Source organism: Variovorax sp. P4_B11, from assembly GCF_056402355.1.
The window spans coordinates 114,588-131,253 of the sequence record NZ_JBFUHO010000005.1 but is presented as its reverse complement, the minus strand read 5'-3'; the positions used below and the strand labels follow the sequence as shown (position 1 = coordinate 131,253).

At 68.8% G+C, this 16,666-nt stretch carries 17 protein-coding genes and 1 pseudogene; 10 read left to right on the top strand and 8 right to left on the bottom strand.

Going from position 1 to position 16,666, the window contains the following annotated elements:
• Nucleotide 1 precedes the first annotated feature (1 nt).
• Nucleotides 2–919: a polyprenyl synthetase family protein gene (locus AC1DYD_RS07675; protein ID WP_478172152.1), complete on the bottom strand. Its 918-nt coding sequence runs from the start codon at nucleotides 917–919 to the stop codon at nucleotides 2–4.
• Nucleotides 916–1,182: an exodeoxyribonuclease VII small subunit gene (gene xseB, locus AC1DYD_RS07670; protein ID WP_478172151.1), complete on the bottom strand. Its 267-nt coding sequence runs from the start codon at nucleotides 1,180–1,182 to the stop codon at nucleotides 916–918. Before xseB ends, AC1DYD_RS07675 begins: the two co-directional genes overlap by 4 nt.
• Before the next feature lie 179 nt (nucleotides 1,183–1,361).
• Here xseB and AC1DYD_RS07665 point away from each other — a divergent pair, with 179 nt between their 5' ends.
• The 7 genes from AC1DYD_RS07665 to AC1DYD_RS07635 all read left to right on the top strand — a co-directional run bounded on the left by AC1DYD_RS07665 (nucleotide 1,362) and on the right by AC1DYD_RS07635 (nucleotide 7,803).
• The gene (locus AC1DYD_RS07665; protein ID WP_478172150.1) at nucleotides 1,362–2,510 is read left to right on the top strand and encodes an aromatic ring-hydroxylating oxygenase subunit alpha; all 1,149 of its coding nucleotides are present in this window, start codon (nucleotides 1,362–1,364) and stop codon (nucleotides 2,508–2,510) included.
• Nucleotides 2,510–3,442: a DMT family transporter gene (locus AC1DYD_RS07660; RefSeq protein WP_478172149.1), complete on the top strand. Its 933-nt coding sequence runs from the start codon at nucleotides 2,510–2,512 to the stop codon at nucleotides 3,440–3,442. The genes AC1DYD_RS07665 and AC1DYD_RS07660 overlap by 1 nt, the downstream gene beginning before the upstream one ends.
• An 11-nt stretch (nucleotides 3,443–3,453) precedes the next feature.
• Nucleotides 3,454–4,362 (top strand): sulfurtransferase, encoded by a 909-nt coding sequence (locus tag AC1DYD_RS07655; protein WP_478172148.1) that lies wholly within the window; start codon nucleotides 3,454–3,456, stop codon nucleotides 4,360–4,362.
• Entirely contained in the window at nucleotides 4,359–4,904 is a 546-nt protein-coding gene (locus AC1DYD_RS07650; RefSeq protein ID WP_478172147.1) for a DUF2796 domain-containing protein, read from the top strand. The genes AC1DYD_RS07655 and AC1DYD_RS07650 overlap by 4 nt, the downstream gene beginning before the upstream one ends.
• 7 nt (nucleotides 4,905–4,911) lie before the next feature.
• Nucleotides 4,912–5,610 carry an ABC transporter ATP-binding protein gene (locus AC1DYD_RS07645; RefSeq protein ID WP_478172146.1) on the top strand — a complete coding sequence of 233 codons (699 nt, stop codon included), beginning with the start codon at nucleotides 4,912–4,914 and terminating at the stop codon, nucleotides 5,608–5,610.
• 147 nt (nucleotides 5,611–5,757) lie between these two features.
• Nucleotides 5,758–7,020: an ABC transporter permease gene (locus tag AC1DYD_RS07640; RefSeq protein ID WP_478172145.1), complete on the top strand. Its 1,263-nt coding sequence runs from the start codon at nucleotides 5,758–5,760 to the stop codon at nucleotides 7,018–7,020.
• A 183-nt stretch (nucleotides 7,021–7,203) separates the two neighbouring features.
• A complete protein-coding gene (locus tag AC1DYD_RS07635) occupies nucleotides 7,204–7,803 on the top strand; it encodes a DUF3299 domain-containing protein (RefSeq protein ID WP_478172144.1) in 600 nt (199 codons plus the stop codon).
• 170 nt (nucleotides 7,804–7,973) lie between these two features.
• Here AC1DYD_RS07635 and AC1DYD_RS07630 read toward each other — a convergent pair whose 3' ends face one another.
• Nucleotides 7,974–9,263, bottom strand: a complete 1,290-nt coding sequence (locus tag AC1DYD_RS07630; RefSeq protein ID WP_478172143.1) for an alpha/beta hydrolase — start codon at nucleotides 9,261–9,263, stop codon at nucleotides 7,974–7,976.
• Nucleotides 9,264–9,339: 76 nt separating this feature from the next.
• Between AC1DYD_RS07630 and AC1DYD_RS07625 the strand changes: the two genes are divergently transcribed.
• The gene (locus tag AC1DYD_RS07625; RefSeq protein WP_286369278.1) at nucleotides 9,340–9,549 is read left to right on the top strand and encodes a dodecin; all 210 of its coding nucleotides are present in this window, start codon (nucleotides 9,340–9,342) and stop codon (nucleotides 9,547–9,549) included.
• A 235-nt stretch (nucleotides 9,550–9,784) separates the two neighbouring features.
• On the opposite strand, the gene AC1DYD_RS07620 is transcribed toward AC1DYD_RS07625, so the two are convergent.
• From AC1DYD_RS07620 to AC1DYD_RS07600, 5 genes and pseudogenes are all read right to left on the bottom strand, one after another.
• Entirely contained in the window at nucleotides 9,785–10,018 is a 234-nt protein-coding gene (locus tag AC1DYD_RS07620) for a hypothetical protein (protein ID WP_478172142.1), read from the bottom strand.
• A 116-nt stretch (nucleotides 10,019–10,134) separates the two neighbouring features.
• Entirely contained in the window at nucleotides 10,135–11,016 is an 882-nt protein-coding gene (locus tag AC1DYD_RS07615) for a ZIP family metal transporter (protein ID WP_478172141.1), read from the bottom strand.
• A 68-nt stretch (nucleotides 11,017–11,084) separates the two neighbouring features.
• Nucleotides 11,085–11,189 (bottom strand): annotated as a pseudogene (locus tag AC1DYD_RS07610) (dienelactone hydrolase family protein); the annotation flags it as partial.
• Entirely contained in the window at nucleotides 11,146–11,931 is a 786-nt protein-coding gene (locus AC1DYD_RS07605; RefSeq protein WP_478172140.1) for an aspartate/glutamate racemase family protein, read from the bottom strand. The pseudogene AC1DYD_RS07610 and the gene AC1DYD_RS07605, both read right to left, overlap by 44 nt.
• A gap of 20 nt (nucleotides 11,932–11,951) precedes the next feature.
• On the bottom strand, nucleotides 11,952–12,836 hold the full coding sequence (locus AC1DYD_RS07600; protein ID WP_478172139.1) for a transporter substrate-binding domain-containing protein: 885 nt from the start codon (nucleotides 12,834–12,836) through the stop codon (nucleotides 11,952–11,954).
• 210 nt (nucleotides 12,837–13,046) lie between these two features.
• On the opposite strand from AC1DYD_RS07600, the gene AC1DYD_RS07595 reads away from it, so the two are divergent.
• Both AC1DYD_RS07595 and AC1DYD_RS07590 read left to right on the top strand, forming a co-directional pair.
• The gene (locus AC1DYD_RS07595; protein WP_478172138.1) at nucleotides 13,047–14,276 is read left to right on the top strand and encodes a D-amino acid dehydrogenase; all 1,230 of its coding nucleotides are present in this window, start codon (nucleotides 13,047–13,049) and stop codon (nucleotides 14,274–14,276) included.
• A 35-nt stretch (nucleotides 14,277–14,311) separates the two neighbouring features.
• Nucleotides 14,312–16,612, top strand: a complete 2,301-nt coding sequence (locus AC1DYD_RS07590; RefSeq protein ID WP_478172137.1) for an NADP-dependent malic enzyme — start codon at nucleotides 14,312–14,314, stop codon at nucleotides 16,610–16,612.
• The last annotated feature ends 54 nt before the right edge of the window (nucleotides 16,613–16,666 follow it).

Below are 16,666 nucleotides of genomic sequence, written 5' to 3'. Positions count from 1 at the left end.
GTTATCGATCGCGGTCCACGACCATGTGGGCCAGCGCGCGCAAGGCGCCGGTATCGGCCAGCGTGCTGCGATCGAGCGCGGCCAGCGATTGCGCGAGCAGATCGCGGGCCTGCGCGCGAGCGCTTTCCAGGCCCAGCAGCGAGACATAGGTGGGCTTGTCGCTGGCCGCGTCCTTGCCCGCGGTCTTGCCGAGCGTTTCCGAATCGGCGACGACGTCGAGGATGTCGTCCACCACCTGGAAGGCGAGGCCCACGGCCGCGCCATAGTTGCGCAACGCCGCCAGCACCGCCGGCGCCTGCGCTTCGCCGCAGGCCGCCCCCATCTCGACGCTGCCCTGCAGCAGCGCGCCGGTCTTCAGGCGATGCATCTCGCGCAGCTGCGCCTCGTCGAGCGCCACGCCGACGCTGGCCAGGTCGATCGCCTGGCCACCCGCCATGCCCTGGCTGCCGGCCGCGCCGGCCAGCAGGCGGCACAGTTGGGCCTGGACCGCCGGTGCGACAGCATCGCCGGCCGGCGTGAGCAATTCGAAAGCCAGGGCCTGCAGGGCGTCGCCGGCCAGCAGGGCGCCGGCCTCGCCGAACTTCACGTGCACCGTCGGCTTGCCGCGGCGAAGCACGTCGTTGTCCATGCAGGGCAGGTCGTCGTGCACCAGCGAGTAGGCGTGGATCAGTTCGACCGCACAGGCGGCGCGCAAGGCCGCCTCGGGGCGGCCGCCGACCGCCTCGCTGGCCGCGAACACCAGCAGGGGCCGCAGCCGCTTGCCGCCGTCGAGCACCGCGTAGCGCATGGCGTCGCCGAGCTGCGCCGGCGCGTCGACACCGACCCAGCGCGACAGCGCGGCCTCGACCCGCGCCAGCTGAGGCTCGCTCCAGGCGGCCAGGCGCGCCGCATCCCAGCGCAGGGCATCGGCGCCCCTCATTCCGCGGCCCAGGCCTTGAGGCTGCCGGCGTCGAGCACCTTGATCTGGTCCTCGACCGCCTGCAGCCGCTCGCGGCAGAAGGCCAGCAGCGCGGCGCCGCGCTGGTAGCTGCCAAGCAGCTGGTCGAGCGGCAACTGGCCCGATTCGAGTTCGGTCACGAGCTGTTCGAGTTCCTGGAGCCCGGCTTCGTAGCTCGCGGGCAGGGCACCGGTGGCGGGCAAGGCAGGCACGGCGGCCGATGGGGAGGATGGCACCTTGGGCATTCAGGAGTTGGAGGTGAAACCCGCCATTTTAGGGCGGGGGGCAAGGAGGCATTGCCAAGGGTACAATCCCGGTCTCCCAAAGCCGGCCCTGCCGGCGCTCTCCTTCGGGCCGTTCGCACCTCGACGGCAGCCTTCCGTTCCATTTCTCTCTCCCTGTGGGGAGCTTGGTCAGGTCACCCATGTCTGATTTAAGTCTTCAACTGCAGCAGGCCGCGAGCCAACTTCCGGTTTCCGCGTACTTCGACGAGGCGCTCTATGCCCGCGAGTTGAAAACGCTGTTCGCCAACGGACCGCGCTACGTCGGCCATCGCCTCACCGTGCCCGAGCCGGGCAACTTCCACACCCTGCCGCAGGAACAGCAGGGCCGCGCCCTGGTGCACACGCCGAAGGGGGTCGAGCTGATCTCCAATGTCTGCCGCCATCGCCAGGCGCTGATCCTCCAGGACCGCGGCCGGCTCGATGCCCAGGCCGGCGGCAACATCGTCTGCCCCCTGCACCGCTGGACCTACGCCGCCGCCGACCCGCGCAGCACCGGCACGCTGATCGGCGCACCGCACTTCGAGCAGGACCCCTGCCTCAATCTGCACAACTACCCGCTGACCGAATGGAACGGCCTGCTGTTCGAGCAGAACGCCGGCGGCCAAGGGCGCGACGTGGCGGCCGACCTGGGCCGGCTCGGCCCGCGCCTCGACCTCGATTTCGAAGGCTACGCCTTCGACCGCGTCGAGCTGCACGCGTGCAACTACAACTGGAAGACCTTCATCGAGGTCTACCTCGAGGACTACCACGTCGGCCCGTTCCATCCGGGCCTGGGCAGCTTCGTCACCTGCGACGACCTGCGCTGGGAGTTCGGCCATCATTTCTCGGTCCAGACCGTGGGCGTGGCCAACCGGCTGGGCCGCGCCGGCAGCCCGGTCTACCAGCGCTGGCAGGAACAGCTGCTCAAGTACCGCGAGGGCCGGCCACCGAAGTACGGCGCCATCTGGCTCAGCTACTACCCGCACGTGATGGTCGAGTGGTATCCGCACGTGCTCACGGTCTCGACCCTGCATCCGGTCGGCCCCCAGAAGACGCTCAACATGGTCGAGTTCTTCTATCCCGAAGAAATCGTCGCCTTCGAGCGCGAGTTCGTCGAGGCCCAGCAGGCGGCCTACATGGAGACCTGCGTCGAAGACGACGAGATCGCCGAGCGCATGGACGCCGGCCGCCGCGCGCTGATGCTGCGCGGCGACGACGAAAGCGGCCCCTACCAGAGCCCGATGGAAGATGGCATGCAGCAGTTCCACGAGTGGTACCGCCGGGAAATGAGCTCACCCCCAGGCGTCTGATGCAAGCGCTCTGGATGGTGCTGGGCGCACTGATCTTCGCCACCATGGGCGTGTGCGTGAAGTTCGCCTCGTCCTGGTTTTCCAGCGCCGAACTGGTCTTCTACCGCGGCCTGATCGGCATCGTCTTCCTGTGGCTGCTGGCACGCAGCCGCGGCGTCACGCTGGGCACCAGCTACCCCGGCATGCATGCCTGGCGCAGCCTGATCGGCGTGGTTTCGCTGGGGGCCTGGTTCTTCGCCATCGCCCACATGCCGCTGGCCACCGCGATGACGCTCAACTACATGAGCAGCGTCTGGATCGCGGCCTTCCTGGTCGGCGGCGCCCTGCTGGCCTGGGTGCCGGTGCCGGGCCGCGACGGCAAGATGCCGCGGCCGCCGCTGCAGGGCCCGCTGGTGCTGACCGTGCTGGCCGGCTTCGGCGGCGTGGTGCTGATGCTCAAGCCGACGGTCGGCGACAACCAGGGCTTCGCCGGGCTCATGGGCCTGCTGTCGGGGCTCACGGCGGCCTTCGCCTACATGCAGGTGGTGGCGCTGTCGCGGCTCGGCGAGCCCGAGGCGCGCACGGTGTTCTATTTCGCGGTCGGCTCGGCGGTTGCGGGCGGCCTGGGCACGCTCGCGGGCGGGGCGACGCCCTGGGCCGAATGGACCTGGGGCCACGCGCTGTGGCTGCTGCCGGTCGGCCTGCTGGCGGCGCTGGGCCAGCTCTGCATGACGCGCGCCTACGCCAGCGCCAAGACCGAAAGCGGCACGCTGCTGGTCGCCAATCTCCAATACTCCGGCATCGTCTTTGCGGCGATCTACAGTGTGCTGCTGTTCGGCGATCGCATCGACGGCACGGGCTGGGCCGGCATGGCGCTGATCGTCTGCAGCGGCATCGCCGCCACCGTGCTGCGCCAGCGCTCGCTGCCCAAGGCGCCAGCAGAGGAACACTGAAGGGAGCTCCCATGTACACGACCTTGATTTCCGCCGAGCAACTGAAGACCTCGTTGGCCGGCAGCGCCACGTCGACGATGGTGTTCGACTGCAGCTTCGACCTGACGAAGCCCGACGCCGGCCCGCAGCTGTACCGCGCGGCCCACATCCCGGGCGCCGTGTATGCCAATCTCGACACCGACCTCAGCGCGAAACACGGCGTGCCCGGCGCGCATGGCGTGGTGGTGGCGCGCGACGACGGCCCGCCGGCCTCGGGCGGGCGCCATCCGCTGCCCAGCCGCGAGCGCTTCGCCGCCTGGCTGTCGAGCGTCGGCTTCGCCAACGGCATGCAGGCGGTGGTGTACGACCGCAACGGCGCCAACTACTGCGGCCGCCTCTGGTGGATGCTGAAGTGGATCGGCCACGAGGCCGTGGCCGTGCTCGACGGCGGCCTGCAGGCCTGGGAAGCGGCCGACGGCGAAGTGACGGACCGCGAGGAGCCGACGCACTTCCAGTCGAACTTCGTGGCCGGCGAGCCGCTGCTGCGGCTGGTCGACACGCGGACGGTGGCGGCACGGCTCGAGCAGGCCGGCCAGACGCTGATCGACGCCCGCGCCGCCGCAAGATATCGCGGCGAAGTGGAACCTCTGGACCCGATCGCGGGTCACATCCCGGGGGCCCTGAACCGGCCCTTCACCGAGAACCTCGGTCCCGACGGCAAGTTCAAGCCGGCCGCGCAGTTGCGCGCCGAGTTCGAAAGCCTGCTGGCGGGCCGGGATCCCGCGACGGTCGTCCACCAGTGCGGCAGCGGCGTCAGCGCCGTGCCCAACCTGCTCGCCATGCAGATCGCGGGCCTCGGGCCGACCGCGCTCTATGCCGGCAGCTGGAGCGAGTGGAGCAATACGCCGGGGCTGCCGACCCGGCAAGGCGCCCAAGCATGATCCTGTCGCGACGACCCTTCGCCACCTTCGCCCTGACGGCCCTCCTGGCCACACCTTTCGCCGCATCGGCCCAGAATCAAGCCGCCCACGTGCACGGCCAGATCAAGCTCGACATCGTGGTCGACGGCCCGACCATCGTGATCGCGATGGAATCCCCGCTCGACAACTTCGTCGGCTTCGAGCGCGCGCCGCGCACCGACGCCGAGAAGAAGACCGCCGAAGACGCGATCACGCAACTGCGCGCCGCCGACCAGCTGTTCAAGATCGACCCGGCCGCGAACTGCAAGCTCGGCCCGGTGACGCTGCGCTCCACCGCGCTGGGCCTGGGCAAGAGCGAAGAAGGCGCCGCCGAAGGCCATGCCGACCTCGACGGCAGCTTCGCCTTCAACTGCACCAACACGGCGGCCGCCAAGTTCATCGACGTCGATCTCTTCAATGCCTTCAAGGGCACACGCCAGATCGAGGCCCAGATCGCCGCGCCGCAGGGCCAGTTCAAGCGCTCGCTGAAGCGGCCGGCCACACGGCTGGCCTGGAGCAAGTGATCCGGCTGTGAGCTTCGTCCTCTCGGCAGCGGCGCTGCGCTTCGGCTGGCCCGGCGCCCACCGGCCCTGCATCGACATCGAGCGCTTCGAGGTCGCCGCCGGCGAGGCCGTGTTCCTGCATGGCCCGAGCGGCTGCGGCAAGAGCACGCTGCTGTCGCTGCTGGCCGGCGTGCTGATCGCCGACGCCGGCCAAGTCCGGCTGCTCGGTCACGACTGGGCCGCGCTCTCGGGCGCGGCGCGCGATCGGACCCGGGTCGCCCACGTGGGCTACATCTTCCAGCAGTTCAACCTGCTGCCCTACCTCAGCGTGCTCGACAACGTGCTGCTGCCCTGCCGCTTCTCGGGCCGGCGCATGGCACAGGCCGCGCGCGACGGCTCGGCACCCGCGCAGGCCCGCGAACTGCTCGACCGCATGGGCCTCGAGCGCAGCCTGTGGCCGCGCCAGGCGATGCGGCTGTCGGTCGGCCAGCAGCAGCGCGTGGCCGCGGCACGCGCGCTGATCGGCCACCCCGAGGTCGTGATCGCCGACGAGCCCACCTCGGCGCTCGACGAGGACCGCCGCGAGGCCTTCCTCGACGTCCTGCTGGCGGCCTGCGAGGCAAACCGCAGCGCCCTGGTCTTCGTGAGCCACGACCAGCGCATCGCCGAGCGCTTCTCGCGCCATGTGCTGCTGCCGGAGATCAATCGGTCCGGGGCGCTCGCATGAGCGCAGCGCCGGGCCGCCCCAAGCAAGCTCGCACCGCAGTGCACAGCACGGAGGTTGCCTTATGAGCGCAGCGCCGGGCCGCCCCAAGCAAGCTGGCGCCCCCTCAAGGGGCAGCGAGAACACGAAGTGCCGAGCGTGGGGGCCTTCATGAGCGCGCTCTTTCAGATCGCCTGGCGCAGCGCCTGGAACCGGCGCTTCACGCTCGCGCTCACCGTGCTGTCGATCGCCCTGTCCACCTTCCTGCTGCTCGGCGTCGAGCGCATCCGCACCGAGCTGCGCGAGAACTTCGCCTCGTCCGTGTCGGGCACCGACCTGATCGTCGGCGCCCGCACCGGCTCGACGCAGCTGCTGCTGTATTCGGTGTTTCGCATCGGCGCCGCCACCAACAACATGCAGTGGAAGAGCGTGCAGGCGCTGGCCGCGCACCCGGGCGTGGCCTGGGTGGTGCCGCTGTCGCTGGGCGACTCGCACCGCGGCTTCTCGGTGCTGGCGACCACGCCCGGCTACTTCGATCATTTCCGCTACGGCAACCGCCAGCCCCTGCAGCTGCGCGAAGGCAAGCCCTTCGCCGAACTGTTCGACGCCGTGGTCGGGGCCGAAGTGGCCGACGCGCTGGGCTACCACGTCGGCCAGAAGATCACGCTGGCGCACGGCAGCGGCGAGCTCAACGTCTCCGAGCATGCCGACAAGCCCTTCACGGTGGTCGGCGTGCTCGCGCGCACCGGCACGCCGGTCGACCGCACGGTGCACATCGGGCTCGAGGCGATGGAGGCGATCCATCTCGAATGGATGGGCGGCGCGCCGATGCCCGGCCTCAAGATCCCGGCCGAGCAGGTGCGCAAGTTCGACCTGACGCCGAAGAACGTGACCGCGGTGCTGGTCGGCCTGAAGAACCGGGCCGCGGTGTTCGCGGTCCAGCGCGGGGTCTCGACCTATGCCGGCGAGCCGCTGATGGCGATCCTGCCGGGCGTAGCGCTCGACGAATTGTGGAGCGTGGTCGGCATCGGCGAGAACGCGCTGCTGCTGATGTCGGCGCTGGTCGCGCTGGTGAGCCTGGCCGGGCTGGTGTCGGTGGTGATGGCGGGCCTCAACGAGCGGCGCCGCGAACTGGCGGTGCTGCGGGCAGTGGGCGCCAGCTTGCGCCATGTGCTCGCACTGCTGGCACTCGAGGGCGCCCTCGTGACGCTGCTGGGCGTGGCGCTCGGCATCGTGGCGACGGCGCTCGGCATCGCCTTCCTGTCGCCCTGGCTGCAAACGCATTTCGGACTGGCGTTACGGCTGTCCGAACCTACACTCAACGAATGGCTGCTGCTCGCGAGCCTGGTCGCGGCGGGCTGGCTGGCCGGCCTGCTGCCGGGCATCCGGGCCTACCGGCTCTCGCTCGCCGACGGACTTTCCCCGAGAATCTGATTACATTGCGGGACAGATCAAGAAACTGCGCAGCAGTTTTTGCTCTGTCCTCAACTGACTGAGATTGCGGGACAGATCAAGAAGCTGCGCAGCAGTTTTTGCTCTGTACCCAACTGACTGAGATTGCGGGACAGATCAAGAAACTACGCAGCAGTTTTTGCCCTGTCCCAACCGACTGAAAACATGACGCATCCTCTTCTCTTCGCGCTGCTCGCGCTGGTCGTCGCCGGCAGCGCGCTCGCCGCCGGCCCCGCGCCGCAGGCGACCTCGCCGACCCAGCCGCTCGGCGGCAAGGCCGCGGAAGCCAAGGCGGTGCCGGGCCAGCCCAGGCTCATCAGCTGGGAAGAACTGGTGCCCAAGGACTGGGATCCGATGAAGGAGCTCAAGGGCATGGACCTGAGCAAGCTCGACGACAGCGACCCGCGCGCCAACGAGATGCTCATGAAGCTGCAGGAAGTCTCGAACAACGCGCCGACCAACCCGGCGCTCAATGGCGTCGAGGTGAAGATCCCCGGCTTCATCGTGCCGCTCGAGGAGAGCAAGGGCGAGGTCACCGAGTTTCTGCTGGTGCCCTACTTCGGCGCCTGCATCCACACGCCGCCGCCGCCCGCCAACCAGATCCTGCACGTGCGGCCGAAGCAGGGCGCGAAATTCCGCGCCATGGACACCGTGTGGGTCACGGGCAAGCTGCAGACCGTGCGCAACGACTCGATGATGGGCGTCAGCGGCTACCAGGTCACAGCCGACAGCGTCACGAAGTACAGCGGCAGCCCGAAGCCGTAGGCTGGCCCCCACGCTCCCTCACTTCGTGTGCTCGCTGCCCCCCGAGGGGGCTGCAGGCCGCCTTGGGGCGGCCCGGCGCCGGCCTGGGCCCCCACGCTCCCTCACTTCGTGTGCTCGCTGCCCCCCGAGGGGGCTGCAGGCCGCCTTGGGGCGGCCCGGCGCCGGCCTGACTAGCGGCTGAAGAGGCGATAGATCCGGTCGTAGAAGTCGGCCGGGAAGCGCCAGTAGCGCGCACCGCCCGGCGTCAGCTGCTCGTCGAGTCCGCGTCGGGGCGGTGCCGCGTTCAGCAGGAACTGCGCCACGATATCCCCGCTGACCCATGGGTCGTCGTACCAGAAGGCGTGCGAACTCTCCGGCAGGTTCGGTATGTCCTTCGGGTCGACCCGGATCAGGTCGAAGCGCAGCTTGCGCGAGGCCTCGACCAGGAAGCGGGTCTGCGCCTCGTCCAGTTCGGTCATGTCGGGGCGGCCCGCCCGCGAGGCGCGGCCGACGATGGCCGCGAAGCGAAGCACCGAATCATTGAGGTTGGCCGCGATGCTCACGCGTTCGATGATGTCGATGTAGCCGCCCAGCTCGTTCACGAAGCGGCGGGTGTCGATGTCGGGCGCCGCGAAGTAGATCTGACCCAGCCGAAGCCGCTGCTGCAGTTGGGCGCGCGATTCGCCGGGACGCGGCGTGCCCAGGTGCGCCAGTGCCGGGCTCAGCACCTGTGCGCCGGCGCTGTAGGCGAGCACGTCGATCTTCGTCGCCGTGGTGTTCTCGGCCAGCAGCTCGACCATCCGTGCGAAGGGCTCGACCGTGCTGGCCGCGTTGTTGACGTCCGTCAGATAGCGCAGGATCGATCCCGCCGAGGGCCACATGAAGACCAGCACCACCATGCGCCGCCCGGTGAAATGCCGGAACTGCGCCGCCTGGGCCGCGGCGCGCGGCACCGTGTTGTTGGAGCCGTGCACGTAGATCAGCAGCTCGCTGTTGGGGCTCGCGGCCAGCGCCTTGTTCACCATCGCGAAGAAGGCCTTGGCATCGGGCGAGTTCTTCACTTCCTCGTTCGACCGCAGCATGGCCTTCTGTTCGAGCCGCTCCATCTGGACGATCGGGCGCTCGTCGGGATCGGCGCTGGTGGACAGCCGGTGCAGGGTTTCCCAGTCGAGGGTCTCGTCGCCGACGCGGACGTGCGCCACGCCCATGCGCAGGTCGTCGGTGGGCACGATGGTGTGAACCGGCTCGGGATGCTCGATCAGCGCCAGCCGGTTGGTGGCGTAGAACACGGGCACGTCGGTGGTCTTCAGCTTCTCGCCGATCTTCTCGAAGGGATCGATGTCGCCGTTGCTGAAGCTCACCGGCGTGGGCATCAGCCGCACCGGTGCATAGCAGCCGGCCAGCAGGGCGGCTGCCAGCAGCGTGGAAAATACCGAGAAGGCCCTGGCAATGCCGACTGTCCCGAGTTCAAGGTTGCGCATGCGCGGGAAGTATAGGGAGCCCCCACAGACCGCCCCAGACGTGCCACCATGGCATTCCTCAAAAAAGGAGACTCCCATGTCGGATCACGTCTACAAGCTTCTCGAACTCACCGGCTCCTCGCCGACCAGCAGCGACGATGCCGTGCGCCGTGCCATCGCCAAGGCCAGCGAGTCGGTGCGCAACATCCAGTGGTTCCAGGTCACCGAGACCCGCGGCCACGTGGTCGACGGCAAGGTCGGCCACTGGCAAGTCACGCTGAAGGTCGGCTTCACCCTGGAAGACTGACCCCGACCGAAAGGGCCGGCGCAGCCCGGCCCCGTTGGTGAAACACCGCGGAACCGGCTTCGCCGGGCCGCTGGTGTTGCCCCCGGTAGGGGGTGGGCGGGCTACACGCAGTGAGCCCAACCTGGGGGCGAGCAACAATCCCACCGCGGAACCGGCTTCGCCGGGCCGCTGGTGTTGCCCCCGGCAGGGGGTGGGCGTCCCGACACGAAGTGCGGGACAACCTGGGGGCGAGCAACTAGTCCGGTGCCTGGATCACCCGGTCGAATTCCTCGTCGGCCGGCACGTTGTCGGCGTCGAGTTCGCTGGCGTCCGTGAGGTCGATGCCGGTCTCGTCGGAGAGCTCGTCCGTGGCCTCTGCCTCGGACGCTTCGAATTCGTCTTCCTCTTCGGGCAAGGCGTCATCGGCTTCGTCGATCTCGGGTTCGTCCGGGGCCTCTCCGGACCGCGGAGGAAGGTCGGCGCTGGTCATGATCGGGCTCCTTGAATGCTGCTTCGCATGATGCACCCCAGTATGCGCCTTCGGCCGAATCAGCCTTTTCGGCGAAGGGGCAAGAAAGCTTGTCAGAAAGCGTGCCAGGTGTCCATTCAATGCGTGTGGCCCGCAGCCTCATGGTCGGCGTCCTCGTGCGCATGGTCGTGGTCGCCGTGGGCCAATCGGCTCACCAGCGTGACCAGCAGGATGCCGGCCACCAGCCAGACGATCTGCAGCGCGGTCTGGCGTGCGGGCAGGCGCTTCTGCAATTGGGGAATCAGGTCGGCCAGTGCGACGTAGACGAAGCTGCTGGCCGCCAGCACCAGGAAGTACGGCAGCCAGCCGTGCAACTGGTCGACCAGCCACCAGCCGGCCAGGCCGCCAAGGGCGGTCATGGTGCCGGCCAGCGACACCTTGACCAGTGCCGCGCGCTGGTTGGATGAGCTCTGCCGCAGCACCACCAGGTCGCCGATGTGGTGCGGCACTTCGTGCGCCAGCACCGCGATCGCGGCCACCATCCCCAGGCGCAGGTCGGCCACGAAGGCCGAGGCGATCAGGATGCCGTCGCCGAAGCAGTGCACGCTGTCGCCGGTCAGCACTGCCCAGCCGCCGCCGCCTCGCGGGGAATGGGCGTGGCCGTGCGAATGATCGTGCGCATCGTCGTGCGCGTGCGGGTGGTCATGGCCTTCCTCGTGCCCGTGGTGGTGCTCATGCCCGTGGTGCCACAACTCCGCCTTGTCGAGCAGGAAGAAGAAGACCAGTCCGAACAGCAGCACGCCGAACAGCACGCCCGGTTCGATCCGGCTCTCGAAGGCCTCGGGCAGCAGGTGCATGAAGGCAGTCGCCAGCAAGGCGCCGGCAGCGAGGCTCAGCAGATGCTGTGGATTGACGCCGCCGGCATCGCTGCGCACGCCCACGCGCAGCAGCAGCGCGGCGATCCAGACACTTCCGATGCCGGCGACCAGGGTCGCGGCGATGATGGCAAACAAATTCATGACGGCTTCGCGCAATAAGGAAAAACGAAAGCCGTCCATCGGACGGCTTTCGGCGGAACGCGGCTGACGGAAGCGGCCAGGCCACTCCGTCGGCCTAGGGCCAGGGCAGCTTTCATCTTATCAACCGTGTCAAGGGGAATGCCCTGGTCCCTGCCGCCAGAAAGGCCCGGCACCTTTTGAATCCAGGTATGCACGCGATGCCAGCGCCGACGCCAGCACCTGGGCCGGATCCAGCAAGTCCAAGCCCTGGAGCTCCGCCGCGCCTTGGAGCCCGAGCGGAATCTCGGTGCAGCCCATGACGATGGCGACCGGCCCGTGGCGTTGCGCCAACCGCAACGCCACCTGGCTGAAACAGGACCGGGCCAGCGCCAGGTTGCCGGCCTTGACGCCGTCATAGATACCGCGCATGAGCAGCCGCCGCTCGTCGTCCAGCGGCAGGTGGCAGGCGATGCCGGCACTCGCCATCGCCTGCTCGTAGAGACCGACCCGGTAGGTGCCTTCGGTGGCCATCAGCGCGGCGCTGCGCACGCCTCGGGCCGCCAGGCTGGCCGACACTTCACGCGCCACGTGCAGCACCTCGATCTGCGGAAATCGCGCCTGCAGCGTCCCGTGCCAGGCATGCGCCGTGTTGCAGGCGATGGCCACGGCGCGGCTGCCCAGCGCCGCCAGCCGGCCCAGTGCCTGCAGCATCGGCTCGAGCGGCTGGTGCGCGCCCAGCGCCGCCGATTCGAGCGCGCCGCTGCGGTCGGGCACCGGCACCTGGGCCAGCCAGTGCTCGGGGAACGCCTGGTCGTCCACCGCCTGGCCGCGCGCCCGCAGCAGCACCGCGCAGGCCTCGACGAACAGGCGCACGAAGTCGGCCCCCGCCGCCGGGCCCATGCCGCCGAGGATGCCGACTGTCTGCGGCGTGCGCATGGGGTGCCGCCTTTTCGCGTTCAGGTCGCCGGCTTGTCGTTCGGCGCCTGGATGTTCTCGCGCAGCTGCGGGCTCATCGGCAGGTTGAGCGGCACGCCGCGGGGCGGAATCGGCTGCAGGAACCACTTCGTGTACATCTTCTCGAATTCGCCGCTCTTCATGAGGCCGGTGAAGGTGTCGTCCACCAGCTTCTTGAAGGCCGGGTCGTCCTTGGCCAGCATGCAGGCATAGGGCTCGACCTGCAGGGCGTCGCCGACGACCTCGAAGTCGGCCGGGTTCTTGGCATTGGCGATCAGGCCGAACAGCAGGATGTCGTCCATCGCGAAGGCCACCGCGCGGTCGCTCTCGACCAGCAGGAAGGCATCGGCGTGGTCCTTGCCGAGCACCAGGTCCATGTCGAGGTTCTTCTCGGCGTTGTACTTGCGCATGACCAGCGCATTGGTGGTGCCGGTGGTGCTGGCCACGGTCTTCTTCGCCAGGTCCGCGTAATTCTTGATCTTCGAGGACTTCTTCACCAGCAGCCGGGTGCCGGTGTAGAAGTGGTTGACCGCGAAGCTGACATCCTTGGCGCGGGCCGTGTTGTTGGTGGTCGAGCCGCATTCCAGGTCGATGGTGCCGTTGGCGATCAGCGGGATCCGGTTCTGCGAAGTCACCGGCATCAGCGCCACTTCGAGCTTGGGCTTGTTGAGCTTCTTCCTGACCGCATCGACCACCGCATTGGACAGTTCGACCGAGAAGCCGATCGGCTTGTTCGGACCGTCGAGGTAGCTGAAGGGCACGGACGATTCGCGGTAGGCCAGCGTGATCTTGCCGCTCTCGGCGATCTTGGCCAGGGTGTCGGCGGCTTGGGCGCCCGTGGTGGCGGCGGCGAGCAGAACCGCTGCCAACGATGCGGAGAATTTCATGCGAGCCCTTTCGGCGGGTTGAAGGTCAGCGAGTGTAGGAATCAATCGGCCGCCGATCACAATTCCTTTTGCGCCGCCGCCCATGACCAAAAGTTATGGGGCGGCCATGCCATGCGCTTTGGCTATGGGCTACGGCGCTTTTGGCATTTCCCGGCACGGCGCCGCAGGCCTAGAGTCGAGCCCTCCAAGGAACTGCGAGAGGAAATCGTCATGCACGTCTGCGTGCTGGGGGCCGGCATCGTCGGCCTGGCGACCGCCTGGCAACTGAATCGCCAGGGTTTCCAGGTCAGCGTGATCGACCGCGCCACGCCCGGCGCCGGGGCGAGCGGCGGCAATGGCGCACAGCTGAGCTACTCCTACGTGCAGCCGCTGGCCGACCCGTCGATCTGGAAGCAACTGCCCAAGCTGCTGCTCTCGCCTTCTTCGCCGCTCAAGCTGCGCCCGCAGCTCGACCCGCTGCAATGGCGCTGGGCCCTGGCCTTCCTGGCGGCCTGCAATGCCCGCACCTCGCACGAGAGCACCGCCCGCCTGCTGGCGCTGGCGGCGCAGAGCCGAGCGGCCTTCGAGGCCATGCGCGCCGACGTCGCGCCCGATTGCGATTTCTCGGCCACCGGCAAGCTGGTGCTCTATCCCGGCGCGGCATCGCTGGCGGGCGCCCAGCGGCAGCTCGAACTGCAGCGCGCGATGGGCAGCCGGCAGCGCCTGGTCACGGCCGACGAGTGCATCGCCATCGAGCCCGCGCTGGCCGGCTATCGCACGCAGATCGCCGGCGCGATCCACACGCCCAGCGAATGCGCGGCCGACTGCCTCAAGGTCTGCACGGAACTCGTGCGGGCGCTGAGCGCTCGCGGCGTGCGCTTCGTGCTCGACAGCGAGATCTCCGGTTTCGACGCGCGCGGCGGCCGGGTGGCCGCGGTGCAGACCGCCGCCGGCGACATCGAGGCCGATGCCTTCGTGATGGCGCTGGGCACCGCCTCGCACCGGCTGGGTCGGCAGCTCGGCGCCTACCTGCCGGTCTACCCGCTCAAGGGCTACAGCATCACGGTCGACGTCGATCCGGCGGCCGGCGCGGCGCCCCGGGTGAGCGTGACCGACAGCACCCGCAAGGTGGTGTTCGCGCGCATCGGATCGCGCCTGCGCGTCGCCGGCATGGCCGAGCTGGTCGGGCATGACGCCAGCATCCCCGCAGCCCGCATCGAGACCTTGACCGAGGCCACGCGCGCCGTGTTTCCGCAGGCCGGCCGGCTGGAGGCGCTGCACCCCTGGACCGGCATGCGCCCGGCCACGCCGACCGGCGTGCCGATCATCGGCCGGCTCGACGGGGCGCCGTCCAACATGATCTTCAATACCGGGCACGGTGCGCTCGGGTTCACGCTGGCCTTCGGGTCGGCCGAGCGGGTGGGGGAGGCGCTGGCCCCTGCCCAGGCCACTTTGGGGTAGCCTCTAGCCTGAGCCAAGACAGCAAGGAGACAACGATGGCCAACACCCTTTCCCCCGCCGAAGACGCATTGCGAGATGCCGCACGGGAATACCACCGCTCGCCCGTCAAGGGCAAGATCTCGATCTCGCCGACCAAGCCGCTGCTGAACCAGCGCGACCTGTCGCTGGCCTACTCGCCGGGCGTGGCCTATCCCTGCCTCGACATCCAGGCCGACCCCTCGCTGGCGGCCGAGTACACCTCGCGCGGCAACCTGGTGGGCGTGGTCACCAATGGCACCGCGGTGCTGGGCCTGGGCAACATCGGCCCGCTGGCCAGCAAGCCGGTGATGGAAGGCAAGGGCTGCCTGTTCAAGAAGTTCGCCGGCATCGACGTCTTCGACATCGAACTGGCCGAGAACGACCCCGACAAGCTGGTCGACATCATCGCCGCGCTCGAGCCCACGCTGGGTGGCATCAACCTCGAGGACATCAAGGCGCCCGAATGCTTCTATATCGAGAAGAAGCTGCGCGAGCGCATGAACATCCCGGTCTTCCACGACGACCAGCACGGCACCGCGATCATCTCGACGGCGGCGCTGATCAACGGCCTGGAACTGGTCGGCAAGAAGATCGAGGAGGTCAAGATCGCGGTCTCGGGCGCTGGCGCCGCGGCGATCGCCTGCCTCGACGTCATGGTGGGCCTGGGCGCCAAGCCGGCCAACATCCACGCGGTCGACTCCAAGGGCCTGATCTACATCGGCCGGCCGGGCGGCTTCGACGACTCCAAGACCCGCTACGCGCAGAAGGACAGCGGCGACCGCACGCTTGCCGACGTCATGAAGAACGCCGACGTCTTCCTCGGCTGCTCGGCGCCCGGCGTGGTCACGCAGGACATGGTCAAGAGCATGGCGCGCCAGCCGATCATCCTGGCGCTGGCCAACCCCGAGCCCGAGATCCGGCCCGAGCTGGCGAAGGAAGTACGCCCCGACTGCATCATCGCCACCGGCCGTTCGGACTACCCGAACCAGGTCAACAACGTGCTGTGCTTCCCCTACATCTTCCGCGGCGCCCTCGACTGCGGCGCGAGCAAGATCACGGAAGAAATGAAGTTGGCCTGCGTGCACGAGATCGCCAGCCTCACCAAGGCCGACATCAGCGAGGAGGTCGCCACCGCCTACGCCGGCCAGGAACTGGCCTTCGGGCCCGACTACATCATCCCCAAGCCCTTCGACTCGCGGCTGATCCTGCGCATCGCGCCCGCGGTCGCCAAGGCGGCGCAGGCCTCGGGCGTGGCCGCGCGGCCGATCGAGGACCTCGACGCCTACCGCCAGCACCTGACGCGCTTCGTCTACCAGACCGGCATGTTCATGCGCCCGGTGTTCAGCGCCGCCAAGCTGGCCACCGCCAAGCGCGTGGCCTACGCCGAGGGCGAGGACGACCGCGTGCTGCGCGCCGCCCAGCTGGCGGTCGACGAGGGCCTGGCCAAGCCGATCCTGATTGGTCGCCCGGCCGTGATCGAGGCCCGCATCAAGAAGGCCGGACTGCACATCAGCCTGGGCAAGGAGGTCGAGTGCGTCGACCCCGAGGACGATCCGCGCTTCCGCACCTACTGGGAGGCTTACCACCAGATCATGGGCCGGCGCGGCATCACGCCCGAGGCCTCGAAGGCCATGGTGCGGCGCTCCAACACCACCATCGCCTCGCTGATGCTGCACCTCGGCGACGCCGACGCGATGCTGTGCGGCCTGGTCGGCCGCTTCGACAGCCACCTCAAGATCCTGAACCAGGTGCTGGGCCTCAAGCGCGGCGCGCCGGGCTTCGCGACGCTGAACGCGCTGACGCTCGAGAAGTACACGCTCTTCATCGCCGACACCAACGTGCACGAAGACCCGAGCGCCGAGACGCTGGCCAACATCGCGGTGATGGCGGCCGACGAGGTGCGGCGCTTCGGGCTGCCGCCCAAGGTGGCTTTCCTGTCGCACTCCAACTTCGGCTCGTCCGAGCGCGTCTCGGCGCGCAAGATGCGCCTGGCGCGCGACCTGTTCTCCAAGATGGCGCCCGACATCGAATGCGACGGCGAGATGCACGGCGACGCCGCGCTGTCGGAGGACGTGCGCCTGAAGGCGCTGCCCGAGACCTCGCTCACCGGCGAGGCCAACCTGCTGATCTGCCCCAACCTCGACGCCGCCAACATCCTGTTCAACGTGCTCAAGATGACCGGCGGCAACGGCGTGACGGTGGGCCCGATCCTGATGGGTGCGCAGGGCTCGGCCCACATCCTGACGGCGTCTTCGACGGTGCGCCGCGTGGTCAACATGACCGCGCTGGCCGTGGCCGACGCCAACTCGCCGCGCTAGGCCGCCGATCCGCCCCCCTGCCTGTTCCGCCAGGGCCAGGGCATGCAGGGGGCA

What these genes read in the sequence shown, in the direction of transcription:
- AC1DYD_RS07675 (WP_478172152.1), bottom strand. Translation starts at nt 919, where the DNA reads ATGAGGGGCGCCGATGCCCTGCGCTGGGATGCGGCGCGCCTGGCCGCC.
- xseB (WP_478172151.1), bottom strand. Translation starts at nt 1,182, where the DNA reads ATGCCCAAGGTGCCATCCTCCCCATCGGCCGCCGTGCCTGCCTTGCCC.
- AC1DYD_RS07665 (WP_478172150.1), top strand. Translation starts at nt 1,362, where the DNA reads ATGTCTGATTTAAGTCTTCAACTGCAGCAGGCCGCGAGCCAACTTCCG.
- AC1DYD_RS07660 (WP_478172149.1), top strand. Translation starts at nt 2,510, where the DNA reads ATGCAAGCGCTCTGGATGGTGCTGGGCGCACTGATCTTCGCCACCATG.
- AC1DYD_RS07655 (WP_478172148.1), top strand. Translation starts at nt 3,454, where the DNA reads ATGTACACGACCTTGATTTCCGCCGAGCAACTGAAGACCTCGTTGGCC.
- AC1DYD_RS07650 (WP_478172147.1), top strand. Translation starts at nt 4,359, where the DNA reads ATGATCCTGTCGCGACGACCCTTCGCCACCTTCGCCCTGACGGCCCTC.
- AC1DYD_RS07640 (WP_478172145.1), top strand. Translation starts at nt 5,758, where the DNA reads ATGAGCGCGCTCTTTCAGATCGCCTGGCGCAGCGCCTGGAACCGGCGC.
- AC1DYD_RS07635 (WP_478172144.1), top strand. Translation starts at nt 7,204, where the DNA reads ATGACGCATCCTCTTCTCTTCGCGCTGCTCGCGCTGGTCGTCGCCGGC.
- AC1DYD_RS07630 (WP_478172143.1), bottom strand. Translation starts at nt 9,263, where the DNA reads ATGCGCAACCTTGAACTCGGGACAGTCGGCATTGCCAGGGCCTTCTCG.
- AC1DYD_RS07625 (WP_286369278.1), top strand. Translation starts at nt 9,340, where the DNA reads ATGTCGGATCACGTCTACAAGCTTCTCGAACTCACCGGCTCCTCGCCG.
- AC1DYD_RS07620 (WP_478172142.1), bottom strand. Translation starts at nt 10,018, where the DNA reads ATGACCAGCGCCGACCTTCCTCCGCGGTCCGGAGAGGCCCCGGACGAA.
- AC1DYD_RS07615 (WP_478172141.1), bottom strand. Translation starts at nt 11,016, where the DNA reads ATGAATTTGTTTGCCATCATCGCCGCGACCCTGGTCGCCGGCATCGGA.
- AC1DYD_RS07605 (WP_478172140.1), bottom strand. Translation starts at nt 11,931, where the DNA reads ATGCGCACGCCGCAGACAGTCGGCATCCTCGGCGGCATGGGCCCGGCG.
- AC1DYD_RS07600 (WP_478172139.1), bottom strand. Translation starts at nt 12,836, where the DNA reads ATGAAATTCTCCGCATCGTTGGCAGCGGTTCTGCTCGCCGCCGCCACC.
- AC1DYD_RS07595 (WP_478172138.1), top strand. Translation starts at nt 13,047, where the DNA reads ATGCACGTCTGCGTGCTGGGGGCCGGCATCGTCGGCCTGGCGACCGCC.
- AC1DYD_RS07590 (WP_478172137.1), top strand. Translation starts at nt 14,312, where the DNA reads ATGGCCAACACCCTTTCCCCCGCCGAAGACGCATTGCGAGATGCCGCA.